The sequence below is a fragment of the Tepidibacillus sp. HK-1 genome (genome assembly GCF_001748485.2).
Taxonomy (GTDB): Bacteria; Bacillota; Bacilli; order Tepidibacillales; family Tepidibacillaceae; genus Tepidibacillus_B; species Tepidibacillus_B infernus.
Window position 1 is genome coordinate 87405 of the sequence record NZ_BDGM02000005.1, and the last position, 14910, is coordinate 102314.

13 protein-coding genes are annotated in these 14910 nt (G+C 34.7%); 1 reads left to right on the top strand and 12 read right to left on the bottom strand.

Translation table 11 applies throughout. The features are described 5' to 3' along the window. Window positions 1-7 precede the first annotated feature (7 nt). Window positions 8-1933, bottom strand: a complete 1926-nt coding sequence (locus BEN26_RS03805) for a BglG family transcription antiterminator (protein ID WP_069798998.1) — start codon at window positions 1931-1933, stop codon at window positions 8-10. A 222-nt stretch (window positions 1934-2155) separates the two neighbouring features. On the opposite strand from BEN26_RS03805, the gene BEN26_RS03810 reads away from it, so the two are divergent. Beyond that, a complete protein-coding gene (locus BEN26_RS03810) occupies window positions 2156-2485 on the top strand; it encodes a hypothetical protein (RefSeq protein ID WP_181482181.1) in 330 nt (109 codons plus the stop codon). Window positions 2486-2543: 58 nt separating this feature from the next. Here BEN26_RS03810 and BEN26_RS03815 read toward each other — a convergent pair whose 3' ends face one another. The 11 genes from BEN26_RS03815 to BEN26_RS03860 form a co-directional block, all read right to left on the bottom strand. After that, entirely contained in the window at window positions 2544-4427 is a 1884-nt protein-coding gene (locus BEN26_RS03815; RefSeq protein ID WP_069798994.1) for a PTS beta-glucoside transporter subunit IIBCA, read from the bottom strand. A 232-nt stretch (window positions 4428-4659) separates the two neighbouring features. Continuing rightward, complete coding sequence (gene licT, locus BEN26_RS03820; protein WP_068722402.1) at window positions 4660-5496, bottom strand: BglG family transcription antiterminator LicT; 837 nt, start codon at window positions 5494-5496, stop codon at window positions 4660-4662. Between the two features lie 222 nt (window positions 5497-5718). Continuing rightward, complete coding sequence (gene ascB, locus BEN26_RS03825) at window positions 5719-7152, bottom strand: 6-phospho-beta-glucosidase (RefSeq protein ID WP_068722401.1); 1434 nt, start codon at window positions 7150-7152, stop codon at window positions 5719-5721. A gap of 459 nt (window positions 7153-7611) precedes the next feature. Beyond that, complete coding sequence (locus BEN26_RS03830; RefSeq protein ID WP_069798992.1) at window positions 7612-8973, bottom strand: J domain-containing protein; 1362 nt, start codon at window positions 8971-8973, stop codon at window positions 7612-7614. Then, window positions 8973-10673 carry a molecular chaperone HscC gene (locus BEN26_RS03835; RefSeq protein WP_069798989.1) on the bottom strand — a complete coding sequence of 567 codons (1701 nt, stop codon included), beginning with the start codon at window positions 10671-10673 and terminating at the stop codon, window positions 8973-8975. The genes BEN26_RS03830 and BEN26_RS03835 overlap by 1 nt, the downstream gene beginning before the upstream one ends. A gap of 492 nt (window positions 10674-11165) precedes the next feature. Further along, a complete protein-coding gene (locus tag BEN26_RS03840) occupies window positions 11166-11519 on the bottom strand; it encodes a DUF6345 domain-containing protein (protein WP_181482182.1) in 354 nt (117 codons plus the stop codon). A gap of 116 nt (window positions 11520-11635) precedes the next feature. Further along, the gene (locus tag BEN26_RS03845) at window positions 11636-11959 is read right to left on the bottom strand and encodes a hypothetical protein (RefSeq protein WP_069798984.1); all 324 of its coding nucleotides are present in this window, start codon (window positions 11957-11959) and stop codon (window positions 11636-11638) included. Window positions 11960-12223: 264 nt separating this feature from the next. Further along, window positions 12224-12418, bottom strand: coding sequence for a hypothetical protein (locus BEN26_RS03850; RefSeq protein ID WP_069798981.1), 195 nt, complete (start codon window positions 12416-12418; stop codon window positions 12224-12226). Window positions 12419-13757: 1339 nt separating this feature from the next. After that, on the bottom strand, window positions 13758-13982 hold the full coding sequence (rhuM, locus tag BEN26_RS14250) for a RhuM family protein (RefSeq protein WP_399167913.1): 225 nt from the start codon (window positions 13980-13982) through the stop codon (window positions 13758-13760). Continuing rightward, complete coding sequence (gene rhuM / locus BEN26_RS13915; protein WP_220126402.1) at window positions 13930-14379, bottom strand: RhuM family protein; 450 nt, start codon at window positions 14377-14379, stop codon at window positions 13930-13932. Before rhuM (BEN26_RS13915) ends, rhuM (BEN26_RS14250) begins: the two co-directional genes overlap by 53 nt. A 53-nt stretch (window positions 14380-14432) precedes the next feature. After that, a complete protein-coding gene (locus BEN26_RS03860) occupies window positions 14433-14891 on the bottom strand; it encodes an N-6 DNA methylase (protein WP_220126406.1) in 459 nt (152 codons plus the stop codon). Window positions 14892-14910 lie beyond the last annotated feature (19 nt).

Consider the following 14910-nt stretch of genomic DNA (forward strand, 5'->3'; position numbering starts at 1 on the left):
TGAATCTTTAATTTTCATGCAAAATCTTAATAATTTCGTTGACTGATTGACTCTTAATGATTTTTTGAACGATCGTTTTATTCTCTACTACTTTAATTAGTTTTTGATACATGTTTTCTAGGTTCCCCTTTGGACCTTTTTGAATATTTAATAAACATACAACTTGAACCATCTGATTACCATGCCAGAGAATAGGATGTTTAAGCGTGCAAAGTGTCCAAAATGTTTCTTCCGTCACTGGTGATAAAGGATGAGGAATAGCAACTAAGTTCCCAAAACTTGTTGGCGCCAACGATTCTCTTTCTAAGACCAGTTTTTTATACTCGTTTGTTACAAGCCCTTGTTTATATAATTCGTTACACAAAAAGCGAATAACACTTTCTTTATCTTCTAGTTCTTGATGAATAAATACTCTTGAAGGATCTAAATAAAGTGACAATCCATCTTGATTATCCTTATAGAGATATTTCTCAATCCGATTAATATCTTCATCCCCCAAAAAAGTATTTACAACTTGAACGGGTATACCTAAGTCTTCTTTAATTGGTATTGTGCTGATAATAAAATCAATTGAAGATAAATCATATTCGACAAGCTTATAATAATTGATCGAAGCGACGATTTCCAGCTCATTTTCAAATAAATGCTGTAAACGGTAATAAAGCAATTTGGCACTCCCTACTCCTGAAGCACATACGACTATCACTCTTTTTACTTTTTTATGCTTGCCTTTCATACGTTCCAACGCAACCCCAATGTGTAATGCAATATAAGCAATTTCATGTTCACCTGGTTCTATGGATAAATATTCTTCAATACATTTGCTTGCAAGTACAGCTCCCTCAAATGCACTAGGGTACTTGATCTTAATTTCATTTAAAAGAGGATTTCTAATATTCATTTTATATCTTAGCCTATTCATAGCAGGGCGAATGTGTAATGTTAACGCTTGAATAAATTCAATATCGTTTTCAAAATCCCAATTCAATTCAGTTCGCAATCTTTTTAACATGCACTGAACAATACTTCCTGCCTCATCAAACTCGCTAAATTCCGTTAATTCCTTTTTATGCAATAACTTCGTGCCTAACAGATGGACAATAATATAATCGATCTCTGATTCTGGAAAAGTAAGCTTTGTATAGCCCTGAACCTCTTCAACGATTTCTTTTGCCACAATTTTTTCAAAGGGATATTCTTTAGTAAAATGATCCTTTAAGTGTTCGATTATAAACCCTTCCTCAATTCTTTTGCATGCTATCGCTATATGAATAGCCAAATTTCCTAGTGAAATATCTGAGATTTCTACTTTATAATGATTTACCTTTTTGATAATAATCTCTTTAATTTTTTCAAACAATTCTTGATCTAACAGTTGAGAAGACTCTTGATCAATGCTGATATCACTATGGCGGTTAAAAATGTGATTGGACAAGCATAGCCTTCTCATATATTCGTCACCTTTAACCATTGTCCCATAGTGAGGTCGATTCACTAATTTTAGATTATATTTTAATAAAATTTGCCGAACAATCTTCAAATCATTTTGTATTGTTGATTTTGATACAAACATTTCATCTTCAAAATTCTCTAATTTGATTGGTTCTTTTTCTAATAATAGCTGCTTTAATAAATAAATAACCCGATCATTTTGATTTGAAAATTCATTTGCTATTTCATCCTTCGATTCATTTGTCAGCTGGCTAAATATGGTTTCAAATAATGTTTGGTCAAGAATCTTTAATTGATACCCCTTACCACGAATAGATTCAATAGATATGCCTAATTTTGGACATTCTGGTTGAATTGCTTTTATCTCATTCCGAATCGTTCGATCACTAAGACCTAATTCTTTGGCAATCCATTCTGATGTAACAGGCTTCTTTGCTTCCATTAACGATAACAGAATTTCTATTTGACGTTTTGAAAACATCTGTATACCTCTTTTCTACATCATCATTCTATAAACATAGTAGCAGGGTCACTTCACTTTTCGATGATTTCTTTATTCATAATTTTAACATTTTTACATTACTGTCACCATCATTGATGGTGTTAAGATAATCGGTTATACTATGTTGGGAATTATTGATATTATTGTTTCTAGCGTACAATATTAAAAATGTAATATTTAAGGAGAAGAATTCGATGAAGGTTGTCGGGCAAATTAGGTTTATCCAGTGTAATTACAGCCAGTATTCTAGTAGATATAACCAACTTCTTAATGGTGAGACACCAAATGTATTTAATCCTGTATTGCCGAAAGATCCTAATCTCAACAGAAGACTATGAAATCGAGCTGAATGAACAAACAAATACGAATAAATTATATTATGAACTGTCGGTGTTTAACGAAATCTATAAGAAAAAAGATTTCAAGCATTGCTATGATTTATTAGATTATAGCTATTCCGTTATGAAAGTATTAGATGCTGCAAGAAAAGATGCTGGGATTGTTTTTGCGGCTGATAAATCTACTATTTAAAACGAGAATAGGGTGTACCTAAATAATTTAGGACACCCTATTTTTTAAACTTGGAAATTTAAGCGATATTTCCTTTCTCACTGCCATATATGTTAAGACCGAGTAGCATTTCTTGTTCATTTACAGCCTTTTTTGAAGTTGTTGTAACCTCTTTATAATTCGATGAATTCGTTACAATGATTGGTGTTACAACTTCATACCCTGCTTCTTTAATTTTATCAATATCAAATTCTACTAGTAGGTCGCCAACTTTTACTTGATCACCTTGTTTTACGTGAGAAGTGAAATACTTACCTTCTAGTTGAACCGTATCAATTCCAACATGGATTAAGATTTCTGCTCCATGATCTGAAACAAGACCAATCGCATGTTTTGTTTTGAAAGCAACTGAAACGGTACCATTGACAGGCGAAACAACTCTCCCAGATTTTGGTTCAATCGCAATTCCTTTGCCCATTGCTTCTGATGAAAATGCTGAATCTGGAACTTTAGATAATGCAATCACTTTGCCATCTAGCGGACTAAATACTTTCTCATCGGATTTTTCTTTTGTTTCTTTTGGCGCTTTTATAGGTTCATCTACTTCAACTGGATCTTCAAACCCTAAAATGTATGTTAATGTTGCTGAAACTACGAATGCTACTACGATGCCAATGATTAGACCCATAAATCCTTGTCCGCCAGGGCCGTAGAATATTGGCAGTGTTAAGAGTCCAGGTGCACCGGAGGCAAATGCTTGAGTTCCAGCTTGGCCAATAATCGCTCCACCAACAGCCCCACCAATAATCCCTGCAATAAATGGACGTTTTAATCGTAAGGTTACACCATATACGGCAGGTTCTGTAATTCCAAATAGCGCAGTAATTGTAGTAGATCCTGCCAATGCTTTTAACTTTTTATTCTTCGTTTTAAGAAAAACCCCAAACGCTGCACCTGCCTGTGCAAAAACTGATGCTGTAGCTGCTGGCTTAACCCCATCTCTTCCGTAAACGGCAATGTTATTGATAAATACTGGAATCAAACCCCAGTGAACTCCAAATATAACAAGTAACTGCCAACTAGCACCTAATAAAGCACCAGCCAACATCGGATTAAATCCAAATGCTGCGACTAGACCAGCTGCGATCGCATTCCCGATATTAACACCAATTGGCCCAAAGACAATTAAAGTTAGAGGAACCATAACAACTAGAGAAATTAACGGTGTAACAAAATTTTTTACACTTTCATGGATATACCGATTACATACTTTTTCAAGCTTACTCATTACAATGACAGATAAAATAATCGGTATAACAGTAGATGAGTAACTCATCATCGTTACAGGAATACCAAAGAACGTTGTGGCAACACCTTCCGCCTTGAGATTCACAATGGAAGGATATAGCAATGCACCTGCGATGGTTAATGCAGTAAATACATTTCCTTCAAATTTTCTAGCGGTTGTTACCGCTAACAATAATGGTAAGAAATAAAACAAACTATCAGCTGCGGCATATAATATGATATAAGTTGTGTCAGTGTTATTTAACCAACCTAGATTACTTGCAATTAATAATAAACCTTTTAAAATCCCGGCTCCTGCCATTACTCCGAGCAATGGAGCAAAAATACTAGAGATTACGTCTACAATACGTCCAAATAAATTTCCCTTTTTCCCTTCTTTTGAACCATCTGTTCTTTTAGAATCGCTTAATAGATTAGATATTTTTCCTAATGCATTGTAGACCTCTGGAACAGTATTTCCAATAACGACTTGGAATTGTCCACCACTTTCTTTAACAGTGATGACCCCTTCAGTATTTTCCAATTTTTCTTTGTTTGCTTTTGATTTGTCTTTTAAAACAAAACGTAAGCGAGTTGCACAATGAACGACTGATATAACGTTCTTCTCACCACCTACTAGCTCTAAAATTTCTTTGGCTAATTTTTCGTAGCTCATAATTACACCCCCAAGGTTTTTTATTTTGGTAAAAAAAAACCTAAGCCATCAAAAATAGTAGACAATTTTGCCTAACCTATTTTCGTGACTTAGGTTTTGCCTGAATGAACAGTAACAATCCTAAATGTTAATTTATTCATTTTTTTACTATATTTTCATTATATCTTAATGAATCCATTTTGTCAACGCTATCATTTTGAAATTCTACTTATCTATTTTTTGTAAACTAATTTTAAGATTCTTTTCTATTAACTACCCGTTCAATATGAATCGTTAAATATAGCATTTCTTCATTCGTTAGATCATGGTTATATTCTTTTTTAATATAATCCTTAATCTTTTCAGTACATCTTGCTGCTTCTTTATGCTTTTGTTTAATCATTATATATAAATAATCATCATCGTTTTCATAATGGGTTCCTTTAAAAACCCTTTGGGCGAAAAACTTTAAATGGGTAATAAACCGATAATAGTTTAAAGAATCTTCATCGAATTCCACTTTAAAATGATACTTGACGATATTAATGATTTGTTGAATGAATTTAGTAATATTCATCGTATTTGTAACATCTTCATTCATTTCTGCAGTAATGATATGAATAGCGATGAAACCTGCTTCATCTTCAGGTAAAGAAATATTAAACTTTTCATTTATTTGTTCTAATGCTTTTAATCCTATTAAAAATTCTTCTTTATAGAGATGCTTAATTTCCCATAATAATGAATTTTTTATCTGTGCTCCTTTTTGATGCCGTTCCATTGCGAAATTAATATGGTCAGTTAAAGAAACATAAATGTTCTCGTTTAAATTTTTTCCTAATATGTTTTTGGCATATTGAATAACTTCTTCGACTACAACCATTAGCTCAATAGGAACTTCACGAAGTAGCATTTTAAAGTTATCCGATGTTTGTTTATTCTTCAAAGCAAAGATTTTTTGAATCTTCTCTTTTTCCACTTCTTCACCAGGTTTTTTCTGAAAAGCAATTCCTCTTCCCATAATAACTAATTCTTCACCATTTTGAATAACGCTTACAACATTATTGTTAATAACTTTTGCTATTTTCATAGGATTTCCCTCCTCTCTTTACTGATTGCAAACGATTTAATAGATTTATGAAAAAAATCTTTTTGAATAAAAATAACCTAAGTCATAACTAAATAAATAAGATCAGTTTTGATCTTAAAAAATTTAGTGACTTAGGTTTTGCCTGCGTACCAGTAACAACCCTAAATAATATTTATTAATTTGATTTCAGTATACCTTCACTTTTAGACAGTGTCAACGCTTTCATAAATTTTCCCCATTTGACTCAATCACGCTTTTATACCAATAGAAGCTTTTCTTTTTGATTCTTTTTAACGTTCCTTTTCCTTTATTGTCACGATCAACGTAAATATAACCATATCGTTTTTTCATTTCACCAGTAGAAGCACTAACGATGTCAATCGGCCCCCAACTTGTATAGCCTATAATCTCAACACCATCTTGAATTGCTTCAGCCATTTCTGCGATGTGTTGCTTTAAGTAGTCGATTCTATAATCGTCGTTGATCTTTCCATCCTCCGTTACTTCATCAACCGCGCCTAGTCCATTTTCCACAACAAATAAAGGCTTTTGATAACGGTCATACAGTTGGTTTGCCGTGATGCGGAAGCCTTTTGGATCAATTGTCCATCCCCATTCAGACTTTTCGAGATAAGGGTTTGAAACTGAGCCAAATACGTTACCACTTGTCATATTTTTAATAACTTCCGGATCGGTACTCGTTGTACGACTTGAATAATAACTAAATCCTATAAAATCTACAGTATGATTCTTTAAAATTTCTTCGTCTTCCGGTTTCATTTCGATATTCAAATGATGATCTTTGAAGAAACGTTTAGCATACCCAGGGTACTTCCCACGTGACTGAACATCGATAAAGAAGTAGGATTCACGGTCTTTTTCGAGGGCATGAAATACATCTTCTGGATTACATGTATAAGGATAGAAGGTACCAGCAGCTAGCATGCAGCCAATTTTTGCATCTGGAATTATTTCGTGACATGTTTTTACAGCTAATGCACTCGCTACGAGCTGATGATGTGCTGCTTGGTATTGAATTTGTTTTTTATTCCCTTCTTCTTTAAAAATAAGGCCTGCTGCTAAGAATGGTAAATGTAAAAGCATATTAATCTCGTTAAAGGTCATCCAATATTTTACTTTATCTTTATAACGGCTAAAAACAGTTTTTGCGTATCTTTCAAAAAGATAGACAAGCTCTCTGCTTCTCCAGCTTCCGTATTTTTCAATTAAGTTCACTGGTACATCAAAGTGTGCTAAAGTTACGACTGGTTGAATGCTGTTTTTGAGCAATTCATCAAATAGATCATCATAAAACTTCAAGCCCGCTTCATTTGGTGTTTCATCTTCGCCTGTTGGAAAAATACGTGACCAGGCAATAGAAACACGGAGTACTTTAAAGCCCATCTCAGCAAATAAAGCAATATCCTCTTTATAGCGGTGATAGAAGTCTATCGCTTCATGTGATGGATAAAATTCATCTTTTAGAGGCTTTAAAGATGGAACATAACCTTTCATTATATCTCTTCTTTTATCCCCAGTTGGTAATAGATCGACATTAGTTAATCCTTTACCATCTTCTAAATAAGCTCCTTCAGATTGATTAGCAGCTATAGCTCCTCCCCATAAAAAATCCTTTGGAAATGTGTAATTTGACATGAATAACACGTCCTTTCTTAAATGATGGATAGACTAAGAAAAGTTAAAATTTCACATTTAGCAAAAAAACCTGATTTGTTTTGAACACACGTCTAGTGTAATCAAAATAAATCAGGTTATGCCCTATCGGTAACATTCCTAAAAATAAACATATAATTTACTTATAAATCTAACAGTTAACCTTTGTGGTGTCAACAATATATCCACCTTTTATCAATATATCTAAACCTAACAAACCATTAATGTCGTGATATCTAAATGACGAAAAATCTAGAGAAACATTATTTATTTGAAATTCCCCAATTTTACATTGGCAAGTCAGCTTCAGCGAAGCCTTTAATTTTTCATATTCGTTAATATCGACAATCGTTTCTGAAAATAGTTCAAAATCATATCTGGTCTTAAAAACTTTTTTTACATGAAGCTTTAAATAATTATCCTCTGCAAAATCATTCTCCACTACTTTCTTAACTGTTTATATAGTTCGCCAATTAACCGTATGATCAAATAAACTAGAATAAAAAAGGATTTAAAAGCAATATATATACCAATTAAAATTATAAACGTATACATAATTATTTTAAATAGATGATATAACCTTTTTAATACGCCCATTGGTGTTATTTTCAAATTGTTTATCTTCTCTGTTTCCCCTAGTTCTACATATATTTTCTTTAGCTCGGATCTTAACTTTAAATTTAAAGGTTGAATTTTTAATTTTAATTCAAATTTATCAGCGATATGTCTAAGATAGTTTTTGGCTTCCATATTAGAAGAATTTATTTTCAAATTACTTAAGAACAGTTTTTTAGCCTTATGCCACCATCTGAGTTTAAAATATAATTTAGCTAGAAGCATACTTACTTCTAAATCGTTAGATCTACGAGATAGAATATACTTACATAGCTTAATAGCTTGAAAGGTTTTATTATAGTTATACAGTATTTCTGCTTGATAGAAATACACTTCCATATCATCGGGATTGATCCGAATTGCATCTCGAAATACTGCAGCTGCCTTTCTCTTCTTTTTTATACCTAAATAATATTCTCCCTTCATACAAAGTAATTCAGGATCCTTAGGAAAGATTTCATAGGCAAGTGATATGTAGTGCTCAGCACTTTTATAATTTTTTTCAAGGAGTGCCATGAATGCATTTTCTCTATAATTTAAATATTCTTCATAATCAATTTGCTGATTCTCTTTAAAATAGGAATAGCGGAGCCCTCTATCTTGACTTATCTGTTTAAAAAGATAGTCAATAAATGTTTCTGGATATCCATCATAGAGATCATTTTCCAGCTCGATCCAATTAAAATTTCTATTGAAAAGTTGCCATATATTTTTGGGGAAATGGTGGTGATCCATTAAAAACACTAACATTTCCCTGTTTAAAAATTGTCTATGGTTAAGATCCCACATTACCTCATCATTCAGAAGTTCTTTCCAATTCTCTTCCTGAATGCGAGAGAAGAAATCATGATATAAAGCTTCTACTTTTTGCATAAAAGCATGAACAGCCTGTTCATGCTTAGGGTTTTCATCAATAAAATCATCAAAAAGATCAACAGTAATAGGATTACTAAAAATATTTTCTGGGATATTTGTTTCTGTTATCAAACCGGTATTTTCGGTATCTATTGTTTTATGAAGTTTAAAATTCTCTGCATACTGTAAAGCACGATCATAAGCTTCTCTCAACTTTTGAAACCCTTGTGGATTATCCTCAGGATGATATATTTTTAATTTTTTTGCATATGCTTTTTTTATTACAGAAATTTCATCAGTAGGATTAATTTCTAAAATACCCCAAAAATTCATTAATAATCAAGCCACCCATCCATTTGTTCAAACTTATCTTTAATCTCTTTAGCCATTTTCTTAATTTCTCTCTCATTTTGACGAGAAAGAACATTTTCAAACTTTTGCAGTAATTCACCTATATACTCACGTTTTTCACCCAAGGATTCTTCATATAGGCGTTCCCCTTTAGCAAGAAGTAGCCTGTTTTCCATTTTGTCCCTAGGATGGATTTTAATATCTTTCAAAAGGTTTAATCTCTCTTCTATTTCTTCCTTCGACATACTTCCTGGACTTTTTTCAATTACAACCCGATTCTTCATTCCATTACTGATAACAGTTACCTCAACTTCTAATATTCCATTTATATCATAGGTGTAACGAACATCAATCATTTCTTTTCCTGCCTCAGCAGGCGGAACTTTAATATCTAATTCTCCTAATTTAATATTGCCTTCTACACGACGACTTTCTCCTTGATAGATTTCAACACGTATTGATGTCTGATTATCTTTTATTGTGAAAAGACGTTCTACCCGGCTTACAGGAATCGGTGTGTTACGCTCTATAATCGGTAAAAAATATCCAGGCTCGAACTTATCTCTTTCTATTTCTTTTACAATCTCTACTCCAAGTGTATATGGGCAAACATCAGTTAATATAATCTCATTTAATGCTTCATTTCTCTCTTTTAAGGCAGCTTGAATCGCAGCTCCCAAAGCAACTGCTTCATCTGGATTGATATTAGAATAGGGTAGCTTCCCAAACATTCTGCTCACTGCTAACTTAATTACCGACATTCGGGTTGCTCCACCAATAAGGATTACTGCGTCTAGTTCCTTCGGTGTAAGTGAGGCATCTCTTAATGCACGCTCAATAGGATGACGTATTCTTAATAAAAGTTGGCTTGCTAGTTTTTCAAAATCAGCTCGACTTATCATTTTTTCATAAGTTTTTTCTTCCAGAGTTAGACTCATTTTTCCAACGTTATCCTTACTAAGATCACGTTTGCAAAGTTCCGCCTGTTTATAAAGAGCTGACCGTGCCTTTTCATTTAGGAACTGAACATCAATTTTCTCACTATCTATAAAATAAGAGACAAGAAGATTGGTAAAATCTTCTCCGCCAAGAAAATTATCCCCGGATATTGATTTTACCTCCATTACCCCTTCAAACATTTCTAAAATAGAAACATCAAAGGTTCCACCACCTAAATCAAAGACAATAAATTTGGTTTCTGATTCTTCTTGGTGAAGTCCATAAGATATAGCTGCTGCAGTAGGCTCACTAATCAAACGCTCCACCTTTAATCCAGCAAGCTCTGCAGATCTTTTTGTTGCTTTTCTTTGTGCATCATTAAAATATGCGGGAACACTAATAACCGCTTCCTGTACTTCATGTCCCAAAAAAGCTTCAGCATCTGCTTTTAGAGATTTTAGTATAAATGAGGATAGTTCTTCTGGTGAAAAAGTATAATTGCCTAAATTAAATCGTTTTTCGGTTCCCATATATCTTTTAAAATTAGAAACCGTTAAATGTGGATGAGTAATTAGACGTTCTTTGGCAATTTCCCCTATAAGTATTTCATTATTTTCATCAATGCTGACTACTGATGGTGTGAGATTAGAACCAAGTACATTTGGTATAATGACTGGGCCATTGTCACTCCAATAAGATACAAGGCTGTTTGTTGTTCCCAAATCAATACCTATTGTTGTCATTATAATTTCTTCTCCCCCTTCCGCTTCCGGCGACCAAGGGGCGTATGCCCCGATGCGTGAACATAGTGTTAGCTGAAGTTCTTGTGTTGTTTATTGTTTCATTTTCAGTAAAATACAGCAAAAATAATTGCAGATTTAAGATTGTCAATACCAGTTGCTGATTTTTCCACAATATTAAACTCGAAGTTGAAGTATTCCTCATCTTCTGTGAAGTTCAAAAGTAACTCTAGTTCACCTTCATCATCTGCTAGACTTGTTCTACCTTTACCAAGATAGCCTTAAGAATTGAGGTTTTTCCTGACTCATTTATACCTATAATAGGTTTCAAGCTATTACTTATTGGTACTTCTAATACCTTGTAGTTTAAATTCTATAAAGAATGATAAAACCCTATTTATTTCTAAATGTTTTTTGTTATTTTTCTTAATGTTTTTTCTATTTCTCCCCATGAAAAAAAACAAGCCTTTATTAATTTAAAATAAAGTCTTGCTTTTAAGCAATACATCCGACTCCACATGTGAACACACCGGAGCCGGTAAAGTGGTCATAGTAAGTTTGCCCCTGGCCATCAGCAATGTACATGGTAGTTGCAAAACCTTGTATTAAGTGAACGCCATTTTGCATCGACCCTATCTCATCAATCCACTCCTGATCAGAATCATGTCTCAAGAAGGAGCAGGTAAATAAAGCAACCCACTCCATATCTAAGTCACCCCAGCGTACTTCTGTTCTCACTAAATTAGCAGAAGATGCACTTTCGGTAGAGTGTCCAAAAATGTTCATACCAATTAAAGTTCCAATTCCAATTGTTATTTGTCTCCAGATCATTCGCTGGTTGTTCAGCATTCTCTTGGGTGTAGGTCAAATTTCCATACTGGCAGCCGTTTGTATTGTAAGCTCCTTGCCAATCCGATCCAACTTCTTCTGACATTTTTCTTCTCCCATTACCAAATGATCCTATTTTACTTTTTAACAATAACCTCTGTCCGCCGGTTAAATTTCGAACATTGAACAGCATCAACCAATAGTTTCAATTCCGGTAATTCAAAAGGACGGTTTGCCACAAAATAATCCGTAGTTTTTGTTTTCCGAGTAGCAATATCTATTCCGTAATGACGTAAGGCCTCTATATCGTCGTAAATTGATTTTCGCTCAGCAGTAATGCCATAGCGTCCAAGTTCTGCTATCATGTCATTTATTGTCATTGTATTTTTCTCATCAGTTTTTTCAAGAAGCATTTTCATTAAGTATAGAATTTTCAACTTCTGGTTAGAGCTTTTTGCCATAAGTGCACCCCTATAATTGCAACATTATTCCAAATAATTACACCTCCAATGATACCATAATATCACTAGAGGTGTCCGATAAAACGGATTGTGTTTTTATATTACTGTTGCAATCTCTTTTAATCGTCCATATATATTTTCCCATCTTGTATTAAGGTTCAATGTTTTCACATATATCTTTTTACCTGAATACTGTAAACAAAGTCAAGTTCAGTGTCTACAACAGGATAAATCAGCATTGCGGATTTGCAATGCATTCGTATATTACTTTGCATCAATTATCAATTGTCTTTTCTCATTTTGCAGTACGATATCCGTTCTCATTACCGGTACAAAGCTTTCCCCAATGTGTTCAAAGTCAGCATCCTTGTCCCATTGAAAGATCGGAGAATAGATTAATATTGATGGTAACTCCTTTTTATAAAAATTAAGTATAAACTTCTCATACAGAGCAGCCATTCTATTATCTCTAATGAAGTCCTTAAAGATGGTTTCTCCCTTTTGAGATGTAACAAGCACTTCATCATATATAAGCTCACAAATATACTCAATTTGATTGGGGGGAAGCTTATATTGACCTTAACGGTCAACGTACAAAAGTTCAAATGTTTTGTATGCGACTAACATATAGTCGGAAAATATTTGTTAAAGCATTTCCGCACCAGCTTGATTTCTAAAGGAGTCAAATTCGACCCCTTTAAATTTGTCATTATGTAATTGTTCCCAAAGACCCAAAAATTCAATTGTGTCCTTACTTCTCATCCAATTTTTTAAGATTTTATCTGTTCAAATGTTAAGCCCTATAAATATAAATTGAATATTTTTCTAACAACCTCTGCCTGCTCCGGGACAATAACAATCTCGCTGTCTACGCAAGTGTATCCCATGAAATTCTTATACTTTGTGAAGATATCGCCTTTTTCGAACTTGCGTTGAAATCGATACTAAATGTTCTCACTGGTATTTCTGTTTTCGTCCTGTGCCAGCATTCCCCTCAGTGTGATCTCAATGCTGATTGACTTGATAATGATGCAATCGATTTTGCCCTTTGCCGCTTTCCTGAGCATTTTGTCCAGCCCAGTTCTACCGCTTCGACGCAGTCCGCTTTCGACGTCAAAGAACACACCAGCAAAAATCTAATTGGAATGGCTTCGTATCATCTTCATATAAGTTTTTATCTGAAGCTCCAGGCTGCGCAGTTGCGCCGATCCAAATGTGCTGATCCGGCAAAACGTTTTTAATCTCCAATCCTGCAAAGCCCTAAAATTTCAGCGTTTTAGGTTTTGCAACAGGACTATGGCTTCCATGTAGCACGAGGGACTTACATTGATGTCAATTGCGTAATTTTAAACCTGATGTAAGTGGTAACATATCAAATTCAACTCTGCTACTTGACTAAAAGTAATTTGTGGAAACGTTCCAAAGCGTGCTTCTGCGACTTGTTGTAAAGTGTCTAGCACCTCATTTGACGTTAGATACAAATAAAGGAATTTATTATCGATTTTTTCTTGGCTTGGCCAGGCATATCCGCAACAGGCGAATATTTATTATGCAAAATTGAGCCGTCATAAACATCAGATGTATTTAAAAATATCAACACTGACTATTCAAAAGAATGTGTATTTGACACACTTTCGCATACATCACCAAGTTTAACCTCTCTCCACTTACTAAAACTCACACCCCATTACCTCCAATACTTCCCTTTTTTCCCTTTAAGCTTCTTTGCAGTCTTATCTATGCTCTCTAAAAAGTGCTTTTCTACTTCGGAAAGCTCATTTTTGGTCCGTTCCCTATACTACTCATACTCTTCTATTGCCTTTTGAGTAGCCTGTTGGTGGCTGATTTTGCCTGCGTACGTAAGGATCTCATTATCGCTCATTTTAAGGAAATCGTCCAATTTTTCTATCCAGTCGGCCATGTACATGGGTTTTCTGCGGATTGCCTGAAGCAGTATGCCCATTGGCCGCCTAGTGCATTTTGTTCTGGACCGTTTGAAAAAACTGCTGTGAAATGGCCGCATCCGGTGAATAGTCAATACTCGTCGCGTAAATATCCAAAATCTTGCGGTAAAATACCTTTTCTGAGGAGCGAATATCCCGGATCCGCTCCAGCAGTTCCTCAAAATAATTGCCTCCGCCTGCTTTTTTCAGCAAGTCATCATTCATAGTAAAGCCTTTGATGATATATTCCTTAAGTCTTTGGGTTGCCCAGATTCTGAACTGAGTGCCTCGGTGGGACTTAACCCGGTAGCCAACAGAAATTATAACATCCAAGTTATAAAATTTCGTCTTATATTTCTTACCGTCGGCAGCAGTTGTCAAGTATTCCTTGACAACTGAAAGCTCATTGAGTTCGCCTTCCTTGAAAACATTATTGATATGCAGACTAACATTCTGTTTGCTGGTCTGAAACAACATCGATTTTGGTTTGGCCATCTTCTGTTTGATAGATTAAGATTTCAGAGTTATTTTCAAAACTCATAGCCAATCGCCCCCAGTCTTTTACGGATTTCCTCCTCCAGAGACTTGCGCTTTGCAAACATCTCGGCAAGCTCACCGGTAAGCCTTGTCATCTTTTCATCAAAAGGCTCCCCGTCATCGACCCGTTCTTCAATGCCCACGTACCTGCCGGGGGTGAGAATATATTCATGGGAGCGCACTTCATCCAAAGCGGCAGATTTGCAGAATCCTTTGATGTCCTCGTAACCTTCGCCCTTTTTCCATTTGTGGTATATATCGGCGATATATTTTATCTCTGTCTCATAATCAAGTTCCCTGTGCTTGCGGTCAACCATCGTACCCATCTTGCGGGCATCAATAAAGAGGATTTCGTTGCTGCGATCCCGGCCTGCGTATTTTTTATTCTTTGTTAAGAACCACAGGCAGGCGGGAATGGTTACATTGCCCGCTACCCCGTTTGGCGATTTTATTTATTCCATTCGCATGCTT

Bases quoted from the DNA above. Each gene is read 5' to 3' on its own strand.
- BEN26_RS03805 (WP_069798998.1), bottom strand. From the start codon at position 1,933: ATGTTTTCAAAACGTCAAATAGAAATTCTGTTATCGTTAATGGAAGCA.
- BEN26_RS03815 (WP_069798994.1), bottom strand. From the start codon at position 4,427: ATGAGCTACGAAAAATTAGCCAAAGAAATTTTAGAGCTAGTAGGTGGT.
- licT (WP_068722402.1), bottom strand. From the start codon at position 5,496: ATGAAAATAGCAAAAGTTATTAACAATAATGTTGTAAGCGTTATTCAA.
- ascB (WP_068722401.1), bottom strand. From the start codon at position 7,152: ATGTCAAATTACACATTTCCAAAGGATTTTTTATGGGGAGGAGCTATA.
- BEN26_RS03830 (WP_069798992.1), bottom strand. From the start codon at position 8,973: ATGAATTTTTGGGGTATTTTAGAAATTAATCCTACTGATGAAATTTCT.
- BEN26_RS03835 (WP_069798989.1), bottom strand. From the start codon at position 10,673: ATGACAACAATAGGTATTGATTTGGGAACAACAAACAGCCTTGTATCT.
- BEN26_RS03840 (WP_181482182.1), bottom strand. From the start codon at position 11,519: ATGCTGAACAACCAGCGAATGATCTGGAGACAAATAACAATTGGAATT.
- BEN26_RS03845 (WP_069798984.1), bottom strand. From the start codon at position 11,959: ATGGCAAAAAGCTCTAACCAGAAGTTGAAAATTCTATACTTAATGAAA.
- BEN26_RS03850 (WP_069798981.1), bottom strand. From the start codon at position 12,418: ATGGCTGCTCTGTATGAGAAGTTTATACTTAATTTTTATAAAAAGGAG.
- rhuM (WP_399167913.1), bottom strand. From the start codon at position 13,982: ATGCGGCCATTTCACAGCAGTTTTTTCAAACGGTCCAGAACAAAATGC.
- rhuM (WP_220126402.1), bottom strand. From the start codon at position 14,379: ATGTTGTTTCAGACCAGCAAACAGAATGTTAGTCTGCATATCAATAAT.